Genomic DNA, 24042 nt, shown 5'->3' on the forward strand with positions numbered 1-24042 from the left:
TGGTGTTGATTTTCAGAAAATTGCACATGAGTTAATCAACAATAGTGAAAATTTTCTGTTTTTTAGAGAAAAAGAACCTATTCTAATTCAGCTTGATAAGGCAGTCTGATTTGGTGCGAAACTTCAGTTACTAATAACTCTGGTCATATTTATCAATACAATTCCTCATTTATTTCCATATTGGATTCTTCCACCGAAGCTGGAACCGAAACAGATTTAGTTTTAGATTTTCAGAAACAAAATCAAGATATTTTAGGTAACCTACAAAGCTCTATTCCTAAAACCTTTGAATTTGCTTTTAAGAACTCCTCAAAAGACATTATAAAAACAAATTATGGCATCCAAAAACTGAATCAATTAAACAAGGAAAATACGATTTACCAATTTACAGAAATTGATAATGATGCAAAAACAAGTCATTCAGAACCAGGTGAGTTAAAAGCAACAAAAAGTAGATTAGAAGAAAGTGAAGAAAAATATAGACTATTACACCAAAGCTCGGCTTTTGGGGTAGGCTACTATTCTAAAGATGGAATAGTTATTTCCTATAATGATATAGCTGCTAAAAATATGGGAGGAAAAAGTGAGGATTTTGAAGGAAAATCATTTCTTGAAATCTTCCCGAAAGAACATGCTGAGGAATACACCAAAAGATTCAAACATGCTCTTCAATATAATGATTCAAAAGAATATGTAGATCATATAAAGCTCCCTAATGCCTCTTTCTGGTTTAAAAGTATTTACACTTGCATATATAATAGCAAAAATGAATTAATGGGTGTTCAAATTATATCTGATGACATCACTAAAAGCAAAACACTAGAAAACCAATATAGGACCATAAACAATTCGATAGAAAACTCCCTAAATGGTTATCATATTGTAAATGAAAAAGGGGAGTTTGTCTATGCAAATAAAGAGTATTTAAAGAGGTGGGGATATCATTCCTTAGATGAATTATTGCTATCTAACCCTAAGGATCATTGTTTCAACCCAGAACTTCCAAAGCAAATTATTGATGAAGTAAACAAAAATGGAAGTCTAGAAATAGAGTTTTTAGCCAAAAGAAAAGATGGAAGCACATTCGATGTATTAATGAGTATAATAAAAGAAATTGATGTAAATGGTGATAATATTTACCTAAGCACCTCTCTAGATATCACACAATTAAATTTAAATAATACTATTTTAAAAGAAAACGAAGAAAAATTCAGAAACTTTGTGGATTACTCTTCAGAAGGAGTAGCTATTGTTGACAATAACGGAAAGATAACTTTCATTAACAAAGAGTTTGAAAATATTTTTGGAGTAACCAGCAGCGAAACTAAAGGACTACACGCATGGGATTTAATGTTAAAAATGTCAAACCTTAAGAAGGAAATCCCAAACACAAAGGAAAGCTTAAAAAAAAGCATACTCGGCATACTCACTAAAAAAGAACATGTTATTTTAGATAAAAACTTCACTACTATTATTCAGGCAAAAACGAAGAAAAAGAAAGATATTATTGAAACGATATTTACTTTTGATACTTCCAAAGGGAAACAATTGGGTATCATTATTACCGATATCACAGAAATTAAAAACGCTGAAAAAGAGATTATCTCCGCCTACAACTTACTCCAAGATACAGAAAGAATCAGCAAGTCTGGTAGCTGGACCTATGAGCCCAAAACAGGAAAAAATCATTGGTCGAAAGGGGCCTATGATATACGAGATGTTCATTATGAAAAGAATACTGACTTAGATATCTTTAAAAAACACATTCACCCTGACGACAGTGAGGAATATTTCGAAACATTCAATCGGAATTTAAAGTCTACTGAGGAATCTTTCCAGCAAAAATTCAGGCTCATTACTGAAAACGGAATCACAAAAATTATTTCTGCTAATTATAAAGTAAAAAGAGATGTGAAAGGGGAAGCTATTTTAGTAGTTGGGATTGATAAGGATATCACCGAACTAGAATTAGCCGCTAAATCAGTAAAAGAGCAAGAAGAAAGATACAAAACCTTGTCTGCAGCTACATTTGAATCTATTCTCATATCTGAAAATGGCATGTGTATTGACCAAAATGAAACTGCAAGAAAAACGTTTGGTTATTCTGATAAAGAAGCTATTGGCAAAAACGCCATCGAATGGATAGCACCTGAATACAGAGAGCTCATTATCAACAAGCTAAAAACAGAAAACCTTCAACCATATCAAACCACAGCACAAAGAAAAGACAAAAGTAAATTCCACTGCGAAGTACAAGAAAGAATTCTTTATAAAAATGATAGAAAGCTAAAATTCACCGCAATAAAGGATATAAGCTCTAGAGTTTCCACTGAAAAAGCACTATTTAAAAGTGAGGAACGTTTTAACCTGGCCATGGAAGCTACTCACGATGGATTATTTGATTGGAACTTGATAACTAATGAAATATATTACTCCCCTGGTTGGAAACGCATGCTAGGTTATGAGGATTCTGAATTGGAAAACACCTTCAAAACATGGGAAGATTTAACTCATCCTGATGATATTAAGCGCTCATGGAAAATGCTTGACAAACATATCAAAGGTGAAATACCTCGATTTGAAGTTGAATTTCGCATGAAGCATAAAAAGGGTCATTGGGTGGATATTTTAGCACGTGCAAAGGTTACTGTAAATAAAGAAAATAAACCAATCAGAATTATTGGAACGCATATTGACCTTACTGATATTAAAAAAGCGGAGCAGCTATTACAGTTTCAAAAACAAATATCAAAACAATACTTGGAAATTGCTGGGGTCATGTTTATTGCATTAGATATAAATCAAAATGTTGTTCTAGTCAATCAAAAAGGATGTGATATTTTAGGATATAAAGAAGAAGAAATTATTGGTAAAAACTGGTTCGACCATTTCATACCTCAACATAATATCGATCAAGTAAAAAGTGTATTTAATGAAGCTTTAGAAGATGAAACAAATCTCATTGAATATTTTGAAAACCCCATAATTAGAAAAGATGGAGAAAAAAGAATCATTGCTTGGTATAATGCTACCCTTAGGGATGAAAATGGGAAAGCAATACGATTCGTTTCCTCTGGTGCTGACATCACAGAACGAGTAAGCACCCAAAAAGCTTTAAGTGAAAGTGAAGAAACATTGCGATTGGCTTTAGACTCCAGCAAACAAGGCATTTATGACTTCAACATACAAACTGGTGAAATTAAAGTAAGTGACAGCTACATCATCATGATAGGTCATAACCCGAAAACATTTATTGAAACTAATGAAAAATGGACCAACAGATTGCATCCGAATGATGTTAATCATGTTTTGAAAAACTATTCCGATTATATAGAAGGTAAAATTCCAGCTTATCGTATTGAATTTCGAATTAAAACAAAACAAGGAAAATGGAAGTGGATACTTTCCATGGGTAGTATAGTAGAATATACAGAAGATGGAAAACCACTCAGAATGCTTGGAACTCATACAGATATTGATAAGATTAAAAAAACACAATTGGCATTACAACAGAGCGAAGAAAAATACCGCGCCATGTATGATAATGCCCCGTTAGGCTATCAATCCCTTGACAAAAATGGAGATTTATTGGATGTAAACCCCACTTGGACAAAAATACTAGGCTATAAAAAAGAAGAAGTTATCGGTAAGCATTTTGGATCTTTTCTACATCCAAGTCAAGTTGAACTTTTTAAAGAAAGATTCCCCAAATTCAAAGCTTTGGGGAATGTAAACAATGTGCTTTTCAAGATGGTTAAAAAGGATGGGACCGAAATAGACGTTTCTTATGAAGGCTGCGCTGGATATACACCCGATGGCCAATTCAAACAAACCTATTGCACGTTTAAAGAAATAACTGAGGAAGTAAAAGCTAAAGAAGCCTTAATAAAAGCAAAAGAAAATGCTGAAAGAAGCGACCATTATTCTAAAATCATTGCTAAACTCGCAAAAGAAATTATCAATAGTGATCTTTCAATAGAAGTTATTGCAAAATTAACCTATGACTACGCATTATCTTTAACCAAGAGCAAATATGGGTTTGTTTCTTCTATCGATCCTGAAACAGGAGACAATATTGCCCACACTTTAAGTGAAATGATGAAACACATGTGTAATGTTGAAAATAGTTCTATCATTTTTCCAAAAAGAGCTGAGGGCTATCCTTCACTTTGGGGTCATGCGTTAAATACACAAAAAGCATTTTACAGTAACAAACCTAGCATTCATCCAAAATCACAAGGCATTCCAAAAGGCCATATACCATTAGAAAACTTTCTATCGGTTCCTGTAATGATTAAAAACAAACTGGTTGGCCAAATCGCCTTAGCAAATAAAGAAGAAGGATACAGCAATGAAGATATAAAAGTAATCAAGGAAATTGGGTATTTATATGGCTTAGCTATATATAGAAAACAAACCGAGACTGAGCTGATCCAAGCTAAAGAAAAGGCTGAAGAAAGCGACCAATTAAAATCTTCATTTTTGGCCAATATGAGTCATGAAATCAGAACTCCAATGAATGGGATATTAGGTTTTGCTGACCTCCTCAAAGAGCCAGGGATAGAAGAAAATGAACGAGAAAAATTTTTAGGGATTATCCAAAAAAGTGGTCATAGATTACTCAGTATCATCAACGACTTAATTGATATTTCTAAAATAGAAGCTGAACAAATGGAAGTATTTAATGAGGATACTGAAATAAACAAACAAATTGAATACTTGTACACTTTCTTCAAACCGGAAGCCGAAAAGAAAAAAATTGAATTAACTTGCTATACCGCATTACCTGATATGGAAGCCACCATACATTCAGATCGAGAGAAAATTTATGCCATCCTCACCAATCTGATTAAAAATGCAATAAAATATACCAAGCAAGGAAAAATAGAATTCGGGTATATAAAAATTGAGAATCATTTAGAGTTCTATGTAAAAGACACAGGTATAGGCATTCAACATTCTAAGTTAGATAGCATATTCGACCGATTTGTACAGGCAAATCTAACAAACGCTACAGAATATGAAGGTGCAGGACTAGGTTTAGCCATTACTAAAGCTTATGTAGAACTACTGGGAGGAAATATTTGGTTAGAATCGAAAGTTGATAAAGGCTCTACTTTTACATTCACTTTACCAATTGAAAAAAGGAATGCATAGCTTATAAAGATGACCAATTAATTTAGGGTTTCCCAGGGAAATGGTCCACAAACTTCACTTTAATATCTGGGAAGTTATCTACTATTTGAACCTTAACATCTGGAAAATTTTCCACCACTCTCCATTCCCCACAATCATCAGGGAAGTTCTCTACCATCTTAACTTTAAGATCTGGGAAATTGTCTACGATCTTTATCTTAATATCAGGGAAATTATCCACGAATTTAATCTTCCCATGCAATGGAAAACCTTTATAGGTGCAGTTTTCGAAATCTATCTTCTCATCTCCACTATTAAGCTCAGGAACATCACAGCTTTCTTTACCATCTTCAGGTACACAATCGGCTGGAGTAAAACCAATAGCCATGAAAATTAATAAAGATAATGTAAAGGAAATCAAGTATTTTAATCGCTTCATGTCACAAAAATAGAAAAATCTTCTGCAATTATTAAAGATTAACAAAGTCTTTTCAGAAATTAGCCTCCTCAAAATGATAAATCCGTATCTTAGATAAATATTACGAATTCAGAATTATACACTATGAAAGAGCTAAAGCAAATAAAAATATATTGTGAAAATAAAGAAGTAGAGAAAAACTATCCCATTGGAACTACTTTATTAGAAATCCTTGAAAAAGAAAAACCAAAGACAAAATACCCCATTCTTGGCGCTATGCTCAATAATAGTTTGAAAGAATTGGACTATGCCATATACAAACCCAAAAGAGTTCGATTTATCGACTATACACATCCCGATGGCAAGAGAATGTATATGCGTTCCCTGTCTTTTATTTTATTTAAAGCGGTGCGCGACATGTTTCCCGAAGCCAAATTAAAAATTAAGCACTCTGTATCCAATGGCTTCTATTGCAAACTCGAAGGTATCGATGAAGAATCTAACTATAAAGACATTACTGCCCAACTAAAATTAGAAATGCAGAAAACAGTTGCTGCTGATTTTAGTTTTAACCGGGAGGAAATCCCTACTGAAGATGCCATCAAGATATTTGAAGAGTATAAATTGTATGACAAATGCGAACTCATTAAAACTCGTCAACAATTCTACAGTTCCGTTTATCAAATGGATGGGGTCGTTAATTATTTTTATGGATATTTAGTTCCCTCCACCTCCTATATTCAAGTATTCGATTTACTGGCTTATCACGATGGAATGCTTTTATTACCGCCAAAAACAGAAAATCCGAACGAACTGGAGGAGGTTATCAATCAACCCAAACTCTTCGAAGCTTTCAGCGAATTTAAGGATTGGGTAAACATTATTGGAATTCCAAACGTAGGGCAGTTAAACACAGCTACACAAGAAAAAAAGGTTGGACAAGTCATTAAAATATCTGAAGCACTGCAAGAAAAAAAAATAGCCAGTATAGCTGAAAGGGTAGGAAAGAGAAGACAAGACCTAAAACTCATACTTATCTCAGGCCCGTCTTCTTCTGGGAAAACTACATTTGCTAAACGACTCTCTATTCAACTCAATGTCATAGGCATCGATCCTATTGTTCTTTCTATGGACAATTATTTTGTGGAAAGAGAGTTGACTCCAAAAGATGAAAATGGTGAACTCGATTTTGAAAACCCTCATGCTTTAGATATCAAACTCTTCAACAATAATCTTTTGGATTTGTTTGACGGAAAAGAAATAGACCTTCCTAAATTTTCTTTTGCAACAGGCAAAAAATTCTACGATGGTTCCAAACTTAAATTAAAAGAAAATAGCATTCTATTGGTTGAAGGTATCCATGGCTTAAATCCCATGCTATCCGAAATGATTCCTAACAATCGAAAATTTAAAATATACGTATCGGCTTTAACACCTTTAAGTATCGATTCTACCAACAGAATACCTACCACAGATAACAGACTAATCAGAAGAATTGTAAGAGACCATAATTACCGAAATTACTCAGCATTAGACACCCTTCAACGATGGGCAAGCGTTAGAAATGGTGAAGAAACCCATATTTTTCCATTCCAGGAAGAAGCCGATGTAATGTTTAATACCGCTTTATTATACGAATTGGGGGTGCTAAAAATATGGGCAGAACCTATTTTAAGAGCCGTACCCCCAGTAGTTCCAGAATACTCCGAAGCCAGAAGGCTTTTAAAGTTCCTATCCTATATTAAACCTATTTTCACTAAAGAGATCCCTCCTACTTCAATACTTAGAGAGTTTCTGGATGGGAGTAGCTTTAGTTATTCTTAATTTGTTAATTTATGAGTCTTTTTTTAAGTTTTAAAACCATTTGAGTTCGAGACTTAATGACCCATATTTTTTATTACTTTTGCATCCCTTTTTATGATGCAAGAAATAATAACATATATAGTCCCCGTATTAGTACTCATGGATATTTTCTTTTTATCCATAGCCGGAGGTGTAACACTTCATCCATACAAATGGACGGAAACTATTAAAATCAGTTTGATTTTTTCAATTGTAAATGGTCTAGCTGCTGTTATTGCATTTGGATTTTCTTTTTTAATCAGCCCATTAATCTCTGACTTTTCAAATATTGCGGGTCAATTATTTATAGCTTTTGTGGCAGTTCGAATGATGACCGATGCCAAAAAGATAAAAAATGAAGAACGAACTTTTCTAGTGGAAGACAACAAGATAGTTTGGTCATTGGCTTTGGCCTCCTCATTTAGTATATTTCTTGTATTTCTAGGATTAGGTTTTCTAGGACTAGATAGTAATGCTCCAATTATTATTTTATTCACTGCCTCACTCCTCCTCAGTCAAATGGGATTGTTTTTTGGTAGTCATTATAAGCCAGTAAGGCTTGGAAGAAGCAGTAAACTAGCCGGAGGATTCTTAATATTAGTGATTACGATTCTAAATTTCATCATATGAAAAAAACATACTTTTTAGTAACGATTAGTTACTTGTTTTCAATATTTGCTATCGCTCAAATACCTTCAGGTTATTACGATGATGCCCAAGGTCTTACAGGGGAAAACCTAAAAACGGAGCTTTACAATATCATCAAAGACCATAATATTCAGTCTTATGGCTCTTTATGGGACCATTATTATACTACAGACGACAAACCCAATGGAAAGGTTTGGGATATGTATTCCGACGTTCCTGATGGCACTCCTCCTTATGAATATACTTTTGGTACTAACCAATGTGGAAACTATAATAGTGAAAACGATTGCTATAATAGAGAGCATTCATTTCCTAAAAGTTGGTTTGATGATTCAAGTCCAATGGTTACCGACATTATTCACATTGTGCCTACCGATGGTTATGTGAATGGTAAAAGAGGAAATTTACCTTACGGAGAAACCAATAGCCCAAGCTGGACAAGTATGAATGGCTCCAAAGTAGGAAGCTGCAGCGTATCAGGATTTAACGGAACCATATTTGAACCCATTGATGCTTACAAAGGAGACTTTGCCCGAATTTATTTCTACATGGCCACTCGATACGAAAACCTCATTGCAAGTTGGGAGAATAATTCTGCAAGTTCTGATGATGCACTAAATGGAACCTCCTACCCTTGCTACGAAGAATGGTATTTAAATATGCTTTTAGAATGGCATAGAAACGACCCGGTGAGCCAAAAAGAAGTGGATAGAAATAATGACATCTATGGTATTCAAGACAATAGAAATCCTTTTGTCGATAGACCTTATTATGTAGATCAGATTTGGGATCCAGAAAATGCAGTTTCTGATCTTTCAATTGATGAAATCATGAATATCTATATTGGAGGTAACGGAAACACGCTAAAGTTAAATACGTTAGAAGCAACTCACGAAACATTCCAATTGAAACTATTCAATATTTCTGGTCAAGAATTAAGACAAGAAAATATGAACCATTCAACTTATGAAATGGATATTGCGAACACCCAAAAAGGATGCTATATTCTTCAGATTATGAACACCGATAACCAACAATTATATCACTCTAAATTTATCAAATAGTGGCAAATATTAGATTAACCAAAGAGTTTAAATTTGAAACCGCACATGCTCTGATGGGCTATGATGGTTTGTGTAAACATATTCACGGGCATTCATACGAATTATTGGTAACCGTAATAGGGAAACCCATTGAGGATGAAAACAATCCCAAACTAGGTATGGTTATGGATTTTGGCGACCTCAAAAAAATTGTGAAAGAAGAGGTAGTTGACAAGATGGACCATTGCTTAATCCTCAACGAAAAAGGAGCTAAAGCCGAAGCCCTAAAACAGAGCGACGAGATGTTCCAACGAGTAGTTACCGTTCCTTATCAACCTACCAGCGAGATGATGCTCATTGATTTTGCAGAAAGAATAAAACCCAGACTTCCAGAACACATCAAACTGCACCATATGATGCTCCGCGAAACCGTAACCAGCTATGCTGAATGGTTCGCTTCTGATCAATAGAAGTATTTTATTTTCAGGAAAATAACTGTTAACTATTAACTGTTAACTAAGTATTTGCCCCTACCAATCAATTCCTCTATGGCTTTAAAACAAAAAAGCTTAAGTTTGCAATTCATCCCTAAAATATTTTAAAATGGAAAAAGTTAGTTTTGGAAGCAATGCAATCAAGTATGGTCTCATCGCTGCTGTCCTTTTAATAATCCAAACATTAGTCTATTACTTGTTGGATATTAATGTATTTCAATGGAGTTTTATGTTATTAAGTTTTGCCTTAATGGGTATAATTATTATTTCTTCGATTATCGTAGGAATAAAAAATTTAAGAAAAGCTAATGACGATATTATTAGTTTTGGAAAAGCTTTTGGTCAAGGTATGCTAATAGGAACTATTACATTGATTCTTGCAGGTGTATTTTCGCTTGTTTTTAATCTGCTAATAGTCCCAGAATACCTTCCATCACAAATTGATAATTTTGTTGCATTCATGGAAGGTATGAACATACCAGATGATGCAATTGACATGGCAATAGATGAATTTAAAAAAGGTATTACAACAGAGGGTCAGATAATGAGTTTCTTCAAAAACACTGCTTTTTTTATTGTTATCACACTCATTGCTTCATTAATTATTGCAGCAGCATTGAAAAAAGAAGATACTCAATCCGATATTTTCTAAATTTGCCGAATGGATATATCAGTTATTGTACCCGTCTACAACGAAGTAGATTCTCTTCCCAAGTTAGCTGAGTGGATAGAGAAAGTCATGGATGAAAATAAGTTCTCTTATGAGGTCCTTTTTGTAGACGATGGAAGCCGCGATGGCTCTTGGAAAGTTATTGAGGAGCTTTCTAATGGAAACTTCCGACTTAAAGGAATACGATTCCAAAGAAACTATGGAAAGTCGGCAGCATTAAACCAAGGGTTTACCGAATGCCAAGGCGAAGTGGTCATTACCATGGATGCAGACTTACAAGACAGTCCCGATGAAATCCCAGGATTATATGATATGATTATGAAGGATAAATTCGATTTGGTTTCTGGTTGGAAAAAGAAAAGAAACGATCCTCTTAACAAAACCATCCCCTCTAAGTTTTTCAATGGGGCTACTGGTATGATGACTGGTATAAAACTCCACGATTTCAATTGTGGTCTTAAGGCTTATCACTCCGATGTGATTAAATCCATAGAAGTATATGGCGAAATGCACCGTTATATTCCTGTCATTGCTAAATGGGCTGGATTTAATAAAATTGGTGAGAAAGTAGTGACTCATTACCCACGCCAATTTGGAATCACCAAATTTGGAATTGAAAGATATGTAAATGGATTTCTCGACCTGCTAAGCATTAGCTTTGTCGGTCGTTTTGGGAAGCGGCCTATGCATTTCTTTGGTTTTATGGGTACTTTAGTTTTTTTCGTTGGGTTTGTAATCGCTATGTATTTGGCTTATGCTAAATTCTTTATGGAAGGTTATCGAATGACTGATAGGCCTCTATTTTACTTCGGTTTATTAGCCATGGCCGTTGGAGTTCAGCTCTTTCTAGCTGGTTTTTTAGGAGAATTGATTTCCAGATCATCAAACGACAAAAACAATTATTTAATTGCAAAAACGGTGGGCTTAAAAGACGAAAAATAGATTCATCTACCCCTTTTTATAAAACTCTTTTTACATGTACGATTTCGATAAAGTTATAGAGCGATCCGAAACAAATTCTGTAAAATACGACCTCAGAGAATTCTTTTTTCAAGATAAAGATGTGATTCCCATGTGGGTGGCAGATATGGACTTTGAAACGCCAGAGTTTATCAGAGATGCCATAAAAAAGAGAGCTGAACATCCTATTTATGGCTACAGCATTAAGCCTGAATCATATTTTCAATCTATTATCAATTGGTTAAAGAAACGTTTCACTTGGGACATAGAAAAGAAAGATATTCTATTTAGCCCTGGAGTAGTTCCAGGATTTACTTTGGCTATTATGGCCTATACTCAGCCTGGCGATAAAGTAGTGACTCAACCACCAGTATACTTCCCATTCTTTCAAAGTGTAGAAGATAATGGTAGAGAATTGGTTTATAACCAACTGATAGAGAAAGACAATTATTATACTATTGATTTTGAAGACCTAGATACTAAATTAAGCGATCCTAAAGCTAAAGTCCTTTTAATTTCGAGTCCACACAACCCTGTAGGACGAGTATGGCATAGTGAAGAATTAGAAAAAATGGTCACTTTATGTCATAAGCACGACGTTTTGATTCTTACCGATGAAATACATTCCGACTTAGTTTTCAAAGGAAGCCAACACATTCCAACAGCCTCTATTTCAAATACTGCAAAGGAATTATGTGTGACATTTATGGCACCCAGTAAGACTTTCAATATGGCTGGGCTTTCTACTTCCTTTTTGGTGATTCAAAACGAAAAGCTAAAGAAAAAATACGAGGAGATTCTGCAAGCTTATCATTTGGGCATGGGAAATGTATTTGGCAATGAAGCTCTTGAAGCAGCTTATAATTTTGGTGAAGATTGGTTGGAAGAGCTAAACGAGTACTTGAGTAGCAACACCAACTTTGTTTTTAATTTCTTAGAAAAAAACATCCCTGAAATCACTTTCTTAAAACCAGAAGCTACCTATTTATTATGGCTTAATTGTAAAGAGCTGGGTTTAAATGAAAAAGAATTACCCGCATTTTTTATTAAGAAAGCTGGGCTTGGTTTAAATAATGGAACTATATTTGGACCTGGTGGTAATGGATATATGCGCATGAATGTTGCTTGTCCTCTTTCTACCATAAAAATAGCATTGGGCCAACTATTACAAGCTATAGAACAACTAAGAAAGGATAAAAGATAAAGTGTTTTTCCTCAGAATATTAGAACAGTTTTTTGTTTGGTTGCAAAAAAAATTGCGCCCTGATGTTTTCATTTTAATTTTAGCCATCCTCATAGGTATCTTAGCAGGTATTTCAGCTTCTTTACTCAAAACCTTCGTTTATAAAATTGACCAGTTTGTTACCAATTTCAGCATAGAAAACGAAATTGACTTTCTATATCTTATTGCGCCAGGAATTGGAATCTTATTGACTTGGGTTTTATTTAAATATGTCATCAAAGACGAAACCAAACATGGAATTCCTAGAATCTTATTTGTAATCAGTCGCCTCGATGGAAAAATGAAATACCATAAAGCATTTTCTTCTATGATAGGAGGAGCTTTAACAGCAGGTTTTGGAGGAAGTATCGGACTGGAGTCTCCCATCATAAGTAGTGGTTCATCTTTTGGTTCGGGAATTGGTCAAATTTTAAAGCTAAACTTCAAAACCAAAACCTTGCTGATTGGATGTGGTGCTGCGGGCGCAATGGCCTCTATCTTTACCACCCCTGTGGCGGCTATAGTATTTGCCTTAGAGGTTTTAATGCTTGACCTTACTATTGCTTCCATCATTCCTCTTTTGGTGGCCTCGGCTACCGGTGCCATTACTGCAAGATTATTAACCAACGAAGCCTTATTATTTAATTTCTCCAGCAATTCTCCATTTGATATTTCAGATTTGCCATTCTACCTTGTTTTTGGCATCCTTGGAGGACTTGTATCACTTTATTTTTCTCACATGCACTTTATTGTTGCAAACATATTTAGCAAATTTAAAAGCTTCAGGTTAAAAATATTTGTAGGTGCTCTATCTCTAGGCATCCTCATTTTTCTTTTTCCAGCCTTATATAGTGAAGGTTATGAAATGATCAGACATATTATGAATGGAGAAGCTGAACTCATCCTTACACACAGCTATGTATTCGATTTCAGAAATATTCCCTATGTTTTCTTAATTTATATCATCCTATTAATTCTTCTAAAGATTATTGCAACTAGTATTACTATTGAAGCAGGTGGAATAGGTGGTATATTTGCTCCTGCTGCAGTAACTGGAGGACTCTTGGGGTTTCTCTATAGCAGAGTTATCAATACCTTTTCTCCTACTACCCATTTACATGAAGATAACTTCACCCTGGTTGGAATGTCCACAATATTGGCTGCTGTTCTGCACGCTCCTCTTACGGCAATTTTCCTTGTAGTGGAAATGACCAATGGATATGGTTTAATTGTTCCCCTAATGCTCACCACCTCTATAGCTTATGTGACCAATAGGACTTTTAATAGCCATTCTATTTTTACCAAACAATTGGCCGAACAAGGCGATTTAATCACTCATCATAAAGATAATGCCGTACTAACCCTCCTCCAAGTCAATCATGTCATTGATAAAGATTTATTAACCATAAAACCAGGAAGTACTTTAGGCGATTTGACCAAATTAATTTCGAAATCGAAAAGAAACATATTCCCCATTGTAGATGAGCATCTCAACTATTCTGGTCTTATTGATATGGATGATGTCAGAGAAGTCATGTTTCAATCGGAAAAATACGGTTGTCCTATCGACGATTTCAAGATGCAGTCGAAGGAACATGTTTCCACCAAAGATGCCATGGAAACAGTAATGCAAAAATTTAAAAATACAGGCTATTATAACCTTCCGGTTGTAGATAATGGGAAATATATAGGATTCGTAAGTAGAGCTAATATTTTTACAGCCTATAGAAAAATGCTTAATGAATTGTCAGATCATTAGGTCATTTACACCACGGAAATGAGGAGCCTCTTACACTATCTGGTGAAGCCATAGCTATTAGATAAGCTCTACTCATCTATCTCTAAACTTCCTTGACCTATTTCTAAATGGTTTTTCTCCGAGATGACACTTCGTCCCAATTCTTTCTCTGTGCTTTCACGAGCATCGCCAGCAACTTTTCCGCCTCTCTTTGCTACGTTTTTGTTTTCATGAAATGATTCAGGTTTTTCATTCTGTGAGATTTCTGTCGTAACCCTTTCGCCCAACATCGTAAATATCAGCTCTAAATCATCCATATTATCAGGTAGATTAACTTTTGATTTAATTGGCAGTTTTTTGAAATCCTTGTATTCACTTGGAGTCATTCCAAAAGTGGCTTTTGAAATTTCTGCCGTCAATATTGCATAATCCCTTTTCTCGGTAATACCTCTTGCTTTCCATTCATCGGTTAGGTTTTGGCGAATGGCAATTCCTCTGAGGCGCTTATCTATCCAATCTTGCGGATAACCTTTTTGCTCGTAAATGGCTTTCATTCGTTCTTGTGCCAGTTCGGGATTTTCAATTTCGTCTAACCGCTCTTTCCCAACTTGTGCCAACCATTGTTTAAAAGGTTCTGCTTTTTTCGAGGGAATGGATTGAATTATCCTGAATGCTCCTTTGGTATTAACACAATCTGTCTTGTATTTTTTGCCGTCTTTTGCCTCTAATTTCAGTTGTACCCAAATTGGGGACAACTGAAATTTTACAAATTCACGGGCTTTTACCTTTCCCCAATATTGCCTTGGAGTAGGGCTTTCAGTAAGTACTTCAACAATATCTACAACAGAATAAAACCACTCTTCTTCGTACCATACTCTGCGAATATTTTTGTCTTGAAATACTACGAGTTTGTTTTCTTGATTGCTCATCTTACCCTCTATTTTTTTAAATATAAGTCAATGCTATTTATGAGTGGCTTTTACATCTGGCTTCTTATTTATGATTCCTCAATCCTGCACTTTCTTTTTTCAGCCTGAACCTAAGTCGAATTTATAATAAACCACCAAACAATCCCCCCTATCTCATCTTACCATAAGCAAAAGGAATTCGATATCCCATTCCCCACTCAATAAAGTCAGCAACAGCACCATTTCTAGTTTTTAAAGCCGCTCTGAAAAACAATTTTTCTGTTAAGTCATAACTTCCGCCAACTTGGATATAAGTATTTCCTTTATGACTAACATGAGAAGATAAATTATACCCCAGTTGTGTCACAAGAGTTAATCTGTACATTCTCAAATAATGAGCAATATGAATTCCATAGTATGATAAATCACCAAAACTGGCATTTTCAATTTTTTCTGGATAATCTCTGAGGGCAGATTCATAAAATCCATCGAAACCAATACCGATTTTACCAACATGATGATAACACCAAGCATAATCCACAGAAGCTGAAGCAACAAAATAGGTAGGCCCATCATAAATTTGAGTAGTAGTAGTCTTTCCTCCCATACTTCCGAATAATATAATCTCAGAATGTCTTTGGAATTTAGAAATCACTTTTCTCTCAAATACAGGTCTAGTTGCAGGTTGATATTCACCATCTATATCTTTAGTATAATTTTTCACTGGATTAAAATTATAACGACCTCCCAAGGCAAATCCCATAAGGTTAATTCCCAAGTTTGGGGTTCTGGTGGAGCCATTCGACATATGAGAAACATCAAAATCAAAAGTGATATCCCATCTTTTTCCAAACTCATAAGTCAAACCAGTGGCAGCATTAAAATAAACATTATGATCCGAACCAATCACCTGTTGATCTGGATTTGTATAGGGATCATATTTGGTGAATCCATAGGACAAGCCCACTCCAAGTTCCCAATTCCACTTTAGCTTACCACCCTTTAACACGGGAGCACGCATAAACATATAAAGTGCGTTTGGATTCCCTAACTCACCACCTTTAAAAAATCCAGACCAAAAACCGACTCCATAAACCGGAAATCCATATAACTGGTCCCATTTCTGTCGCTTTCCATCAGATTGAAAACCCACTCTAATATCATAGGCATTATAGGGATTATCCATAATATCGTCTAAGGTTCCAGAATTCTTCAGAAACCGTCCATGATGCAGCTTCACGTCAATAACATTATAAAAACCATAATCTTCTTTATTTCTTTTATCTTCCAATCTCTTCTGATAATCCTGAGCATTTAGCCCATGAAGTATAAAGAGTGATACGAGTATAAGTATACCTTTTTTCATAGACTTAATTGTTTTTGGTTTTGCTATCAGTCTCCAAATTTGAATGATCTCGAGCAATAGGGACTAATTCATACTCAATATTTCGTGTGTTTGGACGATAGATATTTCCATCCAGAACATCCACAATTAAAGGTATAACACCTGTTACAATATCGAGCATTACATATCCAACATGAGGAAAACGAATCACCTCATATCGCAGGGTTTCATAGCCATCTTTCTTGATTTCTATCAAACTCCCCTCTTGAATTTTCCGTTTCTCTATACGAGTTTTAAAAGGAGTTTCACCAATACAATCTCCATCAAGATATACTTTTGCAGCTAAGGGAGAGCCTGCATTGACCTTAATGGTATTCTTCCTGCCACCTAAAATAGTGGCACAGGAACTCATTGTAGTAACCATTCCAATGACCAACAATAAAGCCATTAGTTTGTAAATGTATTTGTTTTGCATATGCGTTTTTTTCTGTAAATCAGACAATATTATATGACATATTCATACTTTCTTTCTGCTTAAAACCTATCTGTATCTGCAATTTTCTTTATCAGAGTTTATCTTTTGAAGAATGATTGGTAGATAATTAATATATAATCAAAAATAAATAAATTTACCTACATATCCCTACCTCAGTTAAAAAAACCCACTAACCACTGATTTACACATATTTAAAGCCACAAACCCAAGACTATTGTTTTCAGAATGTTTTTTTATAAAATGCTTTGCTTATTTGAGAAATAATCACTTATTTTGCAGTCCGTTTTTAGGAAACAAGAATTAAATTTAAAGCGATGTCTAAAATTTGTGAAATTACAGGTAAGAAAGTTATTACAGGGAATCATGTCTCTCACTCTCATCATAAAACTAGAAGAAAATTTCAAGTAAATCTTCATACTAAAAAGTTCTATGTTCCAGAGGAAGATAAATTCATTACATTGAAGGTATCTGCTAAAGGAATGCGCATTATCGACAAAAAAGGTATAAGCGTTGCTTTAAAAGATGCAAAAGATAAAGGATTTTATAACGCATAAACTCCTGTAAAGATATTTCAAAACGTGCTGTTTGTTCATTCAAGCAGCACTTTTTTTGTTGATTGTCGGTTCTTATATTGGTCTAATCTGCAGGCCAATTGAATTCACAATCTTAATCATTCTTAAATCCAATATCTTGATGGATTATCTAGTAAAGCTCTGATCAATATTTTCTATATTTGCCAGCCATGAATCAGAGGTATTATATTATCATATTTTTATTGAGCTTAGTGACTACCCTCTCCCAAGCTCAAGACCGAGACAAAGTCTTGTTTTCTGGGGTTATTGTTGAAAACGACAGTTTAAAACCAGTTTCCTATGCCAATATTATTATTGTCAATAAAAATTTAGGAACAATGAGTACTATAGAAGGATATTTTGCGTTCTATGCTCAGGAACAAGATACAATTCGTTTTAGCGCTTTAGGATTTGAACCTTCCTTTTATATCATTCCAGAAATGGTAGAAACCGAAAGGTATTCCATCATTCAGGTATTGGGAAGGGACACTCTAGAACTTGCTGAAACCATAATTTATCCTTGGCCTGCTAATGAAAGGGATTTTAAGGAGTCTTTTATTCATGATGAAATAGAAGACGACGAAGTGGTTCAAGCCAAGAAAAATCTTCAGATTAGTGCTATTCAACAGCCTAAAGAAGTGATTTTTCATGAGACTAGTGCCGCTTATAATTTTGATGAGGACATGAAGCGCGTTTCTTATGAAATGTATTATAATGGGCAAAGCCCTCCGCTCACTGTTTTAGATCCCATTGCTTGGTATAAATTTGTAAAAGCCTGGAGAAGAGGCGATTTTAAAAAGAAGAAATAATCATATGAAAATATATACTTTCCCAATCATCATCCTTTTTGCTCTTTTTAGCATAGGACTGCAAGCTCAGGATAGAAAGGCAAAAATTTCTGGTAAGGTGATTGATGAAAATCGACACCCTATTTCTTTAGCCAATGTAAGCATAGATGGAAAACCTGGAGGAACATCAACTGATGATTATGGAAACTATAGCCTTTCGATACCCGCCAATTCAAAAATCACCCTCGTTTTTTCTTTTATCGGTTATAAAACTGAGAAAGTTGAGATTAACATGAAGGAGGCTTTGGAGAAAGTGGTAAACATGACTCTTTTTACTACCGCGAAGCAACTTAGCGATGTCATTGTTGAAGATAAAGAAGTAAGGAAGTCCACATTAACTAGAATAGATCCTCAAGCTGCCTTAGCCATTCCAACTGTCTCTGGAGGAGTAGAAGCTTTAATCAAAACTATGCCTGGAGTTACTTCTAATAACGAATTGAGTTCACAATATTCGGTGAGAGGAGGGAATTTTGATGAAAACCTTGTCTACATTAATGGAATTGAAGTATACAGACCCATTTTAACGAGAAGTGGTCAACAAGAAGGATTGAGTGTAATCAATAGCAATATGGTTTCATCTATCTTATTTTCTGCTGGTGGTTTCGATGCCAAGTATGGCGATAAAATGTCTTCGGTTTTGGATATTAAATATCGTAAACCTACAAAATTCGCTGGCTCTGCAGATATCAGCCTATTAGGTGGTTCTTTCCATTTTGAAGGTATCAATAAGAATAAAAAACTAACTTACATTGCTGGCTTCCGTCAGAAATCAAACCAATACCTCCTCAATTCATTAGATACCAAAGGAGAATACAAGCCTAGCTTTACCGATTTACAAGCATTAATTGGATATCAGATTCATCCAAAATGGAGAGTTGAAGTCTTAGGAAATTATGCCAGAAACTCTTATAAACTGACTCCTGAAAATAGAGAAACTGCTTTTGGCCATATTAAAGAAGCCTATAAACTGAAAATCTATTTTGATGGACAGGAAGTAGACCGTTTCGACACTTGGTTTGGAGCAGTTACCACAACATACACTCCTAAAGAAAATGTTCAGTTAAAACTTATAGGAAGTGGCTATCAAAGCTTCGAAAGAGAAAACTATGACATTCAAGGACAATATTGGATTGGTAAACTATCAACAGATTTGGGACAAGAAGATTTTGGAGAAGTTACAGAAAGCAAAGGCGTTGGAACCTATTTAAACCATGCTAGAAACAGACTCAATGCAACAGTTTATAGCATAGAGCATCAAGGTATTAAAGAAAACGATCTAAGTATTCTACAATGGGGTTTAAAATTCCAACATGAAGCCTTCGAAGATAGAATGCGAGAATGGGAAATGGTAGATTCTGCAGGGTATTCTAGTCCAAATCCTCCTGACTCATTAGGTTACATGAACCCAGGAGCACAAATTGTTTATCCATTTACTTTGTTTGACACCGTCATATCTAATAACAAAATAGCTTCGAATCGTATTACTGGATACCTTCAGAACAACTGGGATTTCTATCATCCTAAAAACCAAATGTCTTTAACTGTTGGCGCACGTTTTAACTATTGGACTTATAATGAGCAATTCTTGGTTAGCCCTCGATTGGCATTTAGTTATAAACCAGAATGGGAAAAAGATGTTTTATTCCGCGCTGCCGCCGGAGTGTATTATCAACCTCCTTTTTATAAGGAATTACGAAGACCCGATGGCTCACTAAATCCTGAAATAAAAGCTCAAGCTTCCTATCATTTTGTGGTGGGTTCCGATTATAATTTTATCATGTGGGAAAGACCTTTTAAGCTCACCTCAGAGGCTTACTATAAGTATATGGACAATCTGATTCCTTTCTATGTGGAGAATGTAAGGATTGTTTATAGTGGAGAGAATAGCTCTAGAGGATACGCTACTGGTATCGACATGAAGATTAATGGTGAATTTGTGCAAGGAGTAGAAAGTTGGATGAGTTTATCGGTCATGAAAACCAATGAAATTTTCCGTGATAACTTTTATAATGACATATTCAGTGCTGACCCTAATGCTGAAGTACAAAATGTTTGGGTACCTAGACCTACCGACCAAAGAGTAACTGTAAATATATTTTTCCAAGACTACCTACCCATGTTACCTAATTTCAAGATGAATATGAATTTGGGCTTTGGCACTGGACTTCCTGTTTTTTATCCAAATTCGGATTATAATACAGTTATCACCAGAACCCCAATGTATAGACGTGTTGACATAGGTTTTGCCTATGAAATAATAGGACCAAAAACCAAAAAACCAACCAAAGGTGTTTTCAAACACTTTACCAATATGGACTTAACTTTTGAGATTCTTAACCTCCTAGACATTAAAAATGTGGTGAGTTACCTTTGGGTGAAGGACAATCAAAACTATGTTTATTTGGTTCCCAATTATCTAACTCCACGTCAGTTGAATCTTAAACTGGCGGTTAGGTTTTAAGAAATGAGAATAAATCTTTTCAAGACTTCCACTTACATATGATAATTCCTATTTTTGCTTTATGACTATCAATAATACATCTGCAAAACCATTTTTGAAATGGGCTGGTGGTAAGACTCAACTTTTAAGTGAAATAGAAAAAAGAATTCCATTTAAAAAAGACGATCGTTTTACATATATTGAACCCTTTGTTGGTAGTGGAGCTGTATTTATCTGGATGATGAGAAGCTTTCCTAAGATTGAGAAAGCTGTAATAAACGATGTGAATTCTGATTTAACCCAAGCCTATGATAGCGTTAAGAATCACCTTAAAGAGTTAACCTCCATACTATTTGATTTTGAAAAAGAGTATAATTCACTGATACATGAACCCGAAAAAAGAAGCCAAATATATTATCAAAAGCGTGATTTATTCAACACCCGAAAATCCTCAGCAGTTGAACAGAGCGCATTATTTATATTCTTGAATAAAACCTGTTATAACGGCCTCTACAGAGTAAATAAAAGCAATGAGTATAATGTTCCACAAGGGAATTACAAAAAGCCTAAAATTTGTAATGCTAAAAATTTACTAGCACTTTCAGAGCTTCTCCGGAAGGTTATCATTTTAAATGGCGATTATAAAGAGACTTTGAATACTGCCGATGAGAGGAGCCTTTTTTATTTCGATCCTCCTTATAAACCTATTTCTCGGAGCAGCAACTTTAATTCCTATTCGCAAAATGTATTTGGAGATAAAGAGCAAATAGAGTTAAAAGAGTTTTGTGATATTGTTGGTGAGCAAGGAAAGCTATGGTTATTGAGCAATTCCGACCTTAGAAATGCCGAGCCAAAGGATGAGTTTTTCGATACTTTATATCAAGATTATAAAATAGAGAGAGTTTTGGCAAAACGAAGAATCAACTCCAACTCAAAAAAAAGAGGTCTGCTTACAGAGTTGTTGATTTCTAACTACTAACAATTAAAGGTATTTTTGCTCCCTTGTCTATCTGCTTTGGCCAGGCAGACTTTAGGGTTTTGGGGTAAACAAAAAAACACTAATTCTGAAAGACACTAAAACGCCTACTTCTTCATCACCAAACAGAAAGCAGTTCCTTTATTCACATCACTCTCCACACGTATTTCAGCTCCAATAATATTGGCATATTCTTTCACTAACAACAAGCCCATTCCGCTACTTTTCTCATTTTGTGTTCCTGGCCTATTAAAATTACAATCGAGCTTAAATAAGCCTTGGATTTTATCCTTAGGAATCCCAATTCCTTCATCAATAACACAAATGAGAACTTGTCCGTCTTGTTCTTCCAAGGTCATACTTATAAGGCCTCCCACTTGACTATACTTAATGGCATTGCCCAGTAGGTTTTGGAGAATTTGAGAACATAATTTATGATCGGAATTTACTATATAACCCTCCTCCGCTCTCATTTCTAAATGGATCTCTTTTTTCTTAAGCTGTAAAGAGAAGATTGTTTTAACTTCATGAAATAGATTGAATACTTTAAACTCCTCTTTTTCAGCCTTTATGAGTCCTTGCTGAGTCTTTCCCCAGTCTAATAAATCTTCTAATAATCGGTAGGTTTGTATGGAGGATTGATTTAATTGTTGAATTCCTTCTTTCTTTTCTTGGTCTGGCATTTCATCCCAATCCAACTCCATAAGCTCAAGCAAACCGAGTAAACCAGTAAAAGGATTTTTTAAATCATGACCAAGAATCGAAACAAACCTATCTTTACTCATCAATAAGTCTTTCATCTCCTTCCTCTGCAGCATTAAATCTTTATTAAGCTCCCCTAAACTGTGATTAGAGCTTTGCAAATCAGTATTTAATGAATTAATCTTTTTTCGATTTCTACTTACTATTACTATAATGACCACCAAAACCATAACCATTAAAAAGACAGTTCCAATCACTGCTCTCTGGATAATGATTTCTTGATTCTGGTTTTCATTTTCTTTAGTTAAAAGCTCATAATTGTATTTTTCTTTGGCCATAAATTTCTCATATTCCAATATAGCCATTTGATTATTCACCTCCATGAGCTTCAATGATTCGGAAATTTGATGAAATAACTTATAATGCATCAAAGCATCCTCGTGATTTCCTTGAATGGAATCTAAGGAAGACAATTCTCTATGTGCGTTTTTTTGAAATCTTAAAAGCTCATATTTCATTGATAGTTCCAATCCATCATTTAAAAATGCTCTGGCTTTCTGATAATCTTTATTCCTCAAATGATACATTCCCATATTGGTATAAACAGCAGCTTGGTATGTTGGAAAATCTTCTAGCAAAGTATCATTATATACTAATTCGTAATAATAATTTGCTGAATCAAGAATATTTCTGTCAATGAAAGTATTTCCTATATTGATATTTGCCATTAATTGCTTTCTTGGTAACTCATATGATCGTACCAACTGAATTGATTTTCTAAAGAAATATATTGCAGAATCATAATCGTAAGCAACATCTTTATACAAAAGGCCTAGATTCGCATAATTTACATTCAGTAGATCCAGTTCATCATAGTTCTCATCAATTTTTATCGCCTGAAAATAAAAATCGTATGATTTATCAAAGTCTTCTATGCGATAATAAAACATAGCCAAAGAGCTATACGCTTTGATCAAGTATTCTTTATCTTGTGATGATTCAGTATTCTTCTCAACAATATGGTAGTATTCTGCAGCTTCAATATACTTATCCATATCCAAATAGGTAGAAGCTATATCTAAAACAGATTGTTGATAAAAATCAAACAATCCTTTTTCCAGCGCTATTTCACTTCCCCTTCGCGTATAAAGCAGGGCACTATCTTGAAAGCCTAAACTCCTTAAAGAATATGCAATATTATTATATAACCGGATTTCTTGAAAAGGCACATTCTCATCTACATAAGGAAAAGCTTTTTCATACTCATAAATAGATTGCTCATAATCACCTCTCATATAAATAATTACAGCTTTAGAGCTATATGTTTTGTACAATCCATATTGATAATCAATCTTTTTTGAAGCATTATAAATTGAATCTAAAAATAAACTGGCTGAATCAGGTTTCTTAAAAAGCAGTTTTTTACTTATGGATATCCAATCATTTATAACAGCAGTATCTACTTTATTTAAGTTACCAAAACTCAAATTAACATTGAGAAATACTAATGCAATTATGTATAAAGATTTAAGATTCATAGAGGTCTGTTTTATCAAACAAAGGTTATACCTTTTACTATTTAGT

18 protein-coding genes are annotated in these 24042 nt (G+C 34.6%); 13 read left to right on the forward strand and 5 right to left on the reverse strand.

The window, feature by feature from the left end:
* The first annotated feature begins 180 nt into the window (after window positions 1-180).
* On the forward strand, window positions 181-5157 hold the full coding sequence (locus HNS40_RS04305; protein ID WP_172278045.1) for a PAS domain S-box protein: 4977 nt from the start codon (window positions 181-183) through the stop codon (window positions 5155-5157).
* 22 nt (window positions 5158-5179) lie between these two features.
* On the opposite strand, the gene HNS40_RS22885 is transcribed toward HNS40_RS04305, so the two are convergent.
* Window positions 5180-5575, reverse strand: coding sequence for a hypothetical protein (locus HNS40_RS22885; RefSeq protein ID WP_216663598.1), 396 nt, complete (start codon window positions 5573-5575; stop codon window positions 5180-5182).
* 123 nt (window positions 5576-5698) lie between these two features.
* Here HNS40_RS22885 and HNS40_RS04315 point away from each other — a divergent pair, with 123 nt between their 5' ends.
* The 8 genes from HNS40_RS04315 (at window position 5699) to HNS40_RS04350 (ending at window position 14192) form a co-directional block, all read left to right on the forward strand.
* Complete coding sequence (locus HNS40_RS04315; RefSeq protein WP_172278047.1) at window positions 5699-7378, forward strand: nucleoside kinase; 1680 nt, start codon at window positions 5699-5701, stop codon at window positions 7376-7378.
* A 93-nt stretch (window positions 7379-7471) separates the two neighbouring features.
* Window positions 7472-8026: a manganese efflux pump gene (locus HNS40_RS04320; protein WP_172278049.1), complete on the forward strand. Its 555-nt coding sequence runs from the start codon at window positions 7472-7474 to the stop codon at window positions 8024-8026.
* A complete protein-coding gene (locus tag HNS40_RS04325) occupies window positions 8023-9108 on the forward strand; it encodes an endonuclease (RefSeq protein WP_172278051.1) in 1086 nt (361 codons plus the stop codon). Before HNS40_RS04320 ends, HNS40_RS04325 begins: the two co-directional genes overlap by 4 nt.
* Window positions 9108-9557, forward strand: coding sequence for a 6-carboxytetrahydropterin synthase (locus tag HNS40_RS04330; protein ID WP_172278053.1), 450 nt, complete (start codon window positions 9108-9110; stop codon window positions 9555-9557). Before HNS40_RS04325 ends, HNS40_RS04330 begins: the two co-directional genes overlap by 1 nt.
* 133 nt (window positions 9558-9690) lie before the next feature.
* On the forward strand, window positions 9691-10233 hold the full coding sequence (locus tag HNS40_RS04335) for a DUF4199 domain-containing protein (RefSeq protein WP_172278055.1): 543 nt from the start codon (window positions 9691-9693) through the stop codon (window positions 10231-10233).
* A 9-nt stretch (window positions 10234-10242) separates the two neighbouring features.
* Complete coding sequence (locus HNS40_RS04340; RefSeq protein ID WP_172278057.1) at window positions 10243-11193, forward strand: glycosyltransferase family 2 protein; 951 nt, start codon at window positions 10243-10245, stop codon at window positions 11191-11193.
* 34 nt (window positions 11194-11227) lie between these two features.
* Window positions 11228-12415 (forward strand): MalY/PatB family protein, encoded by a 1188-nt coding sequence (locus HNS40_RS04345; protein WP_172278059.1) that lies wholly within the window; start codon window positions 11228-11230, stop codon window positions 12413-12415.
* A 40-nt stretch (window positions 12416-12455) separates the two neighbouring features.
* Window positions 12456-14192: a chloride channel protein gene (locus HNS40_RS04350; RefSeq protein WP_172278061.1), complete on the forward strand. Its 1737-nt coding sequence runs from the start codon at window positions 12456-12458 to the stop codon at window positions 14190-14192.
* 68 nt (window positions 14193-14260) lie between these two features.
* On the opposite strand, the gene HNS40_RS04355 is transcribed toward HNS40_RS04350, so the two are convergent.
* The 3 genes from HNS40_RS04355 to HNS40_RS04365 form a co-directional block, all read right to left on the reverse strand.
* Window positions 14261-15100: a Bro-N domain-containing protein gene (locus HNS40_RS04355; RefSeq protein WP_172278062.1), complete on the reverse strand. Its 840-nt coding sequence runs from the start codon at window positions 15098-15100 to the stop codon at window positions 14261-14263.
* A 148-nt stretch (window positions 15101-15248) separates the two neighbouring features.
* Window positions 15249-16445 carry an acyloxyacyl hydrolase gene (locus tag HNS40_RS04360; RefSeq protein WP_172278064.1) on the reverse strand — a complete coding sequence of 399 codons (1197 nt, stop codon included), beginning with the start codon at window positions 16443-16445 and terminating at the stop codon, window positions 15249-15251.
* 4 nt (window positions 16446-16449) lie between these two features.
* Window positions 16450-16899: a hypothetical protein gene (locus HNS40_RS04365; protein ID WP_172278066.1), complete on the reverse strand. Its 450-nt coding sequence runs from the start codon at window positions 16897-16899 to the stop codon at window positions 16450-16452.
* 335 nt (window positions 16900-17234) lie between these two features.
* Between HNS40_RS04365 and rpmB the strand changes: the two genes are divergently transcribed.
* The 4 genes from rpmB to HNS40_RS04385 all read left to right on the forward strand — a co-directional run bounded on the left by rpmB (window position 17235) and on the right by HNS40_RS04385 (window position 21759).
* The gene (rpmB, locus tag HNS40_RS04370; RefSeq protein ID WP_172278068.1) at window positions 17235-17474 is read left to right on the forward strand and encodes a 50S ribosomal protein L28; all 240 of its coding nucleotides are present in this window, start codon (window positions 17235-17237) and stop codon (window positions 17472-17474) included.
* A gap of 188 nt (window positions 17475-17662) precedes the next feature.
* Entirely contained in the window at window positions 17663-18301 is a 639-nt protein-coding gene (locus HNS40_RS04375) for a carboxypeptidase-like regulatory domain-containing protein (RefSeq protein ID WP_172278069.1), read from the forward strand.
* 4 nt (window positions 18302-18305) lie between these two features.
* Window positions 18306-20801, forward strand: a complete 2496-nt coding sequence (locus HNS40_RS04380; protein WP_172278071.1) for a TonB-dependent receptor — start codon at window positions 18306-18308, stop codon at window positions 20799-20801.
* A 61-nt stretch (window positions 20802-20862) separates the two neighbouring features.
* Entirely contained in the window at window positions 20863-21759 is an 897-nt protein-coding gene (locus HNS40_RS04385; RefSeq protein WP_172278073.1) for a DNA adenine methylase, read from the forward strand.
* 104 nt (window positions 21760-21863) lie between these two features.
* On the opposite strand, the gene HNS40_RS04390 is transcribed toward HNS40_RS04385, so the two are convergent.
* Window positions 21864-23996, reverse strand: coding sequence for a tetratricopeptide repeat-containing sensor histidine kinase (locus HNS40_RS04390; protein WP_172278075.1), 2133 nt, complete (start codon window positions 23994-23996; stop codon window positions 21864-21866).
* Window positions 23997-24042: the final 46 nt, after the last annotated feature.

The sequence above is a fragment of the Lentimicrobium sp. S6 genome (assembly GCF_013166635.1).
In the GTDB taxonomy this organism is placed as follows: Bacteria; Bacteroidota; Bacteroidia; order Bacteroidales; family UBA12170; genus UBA12170.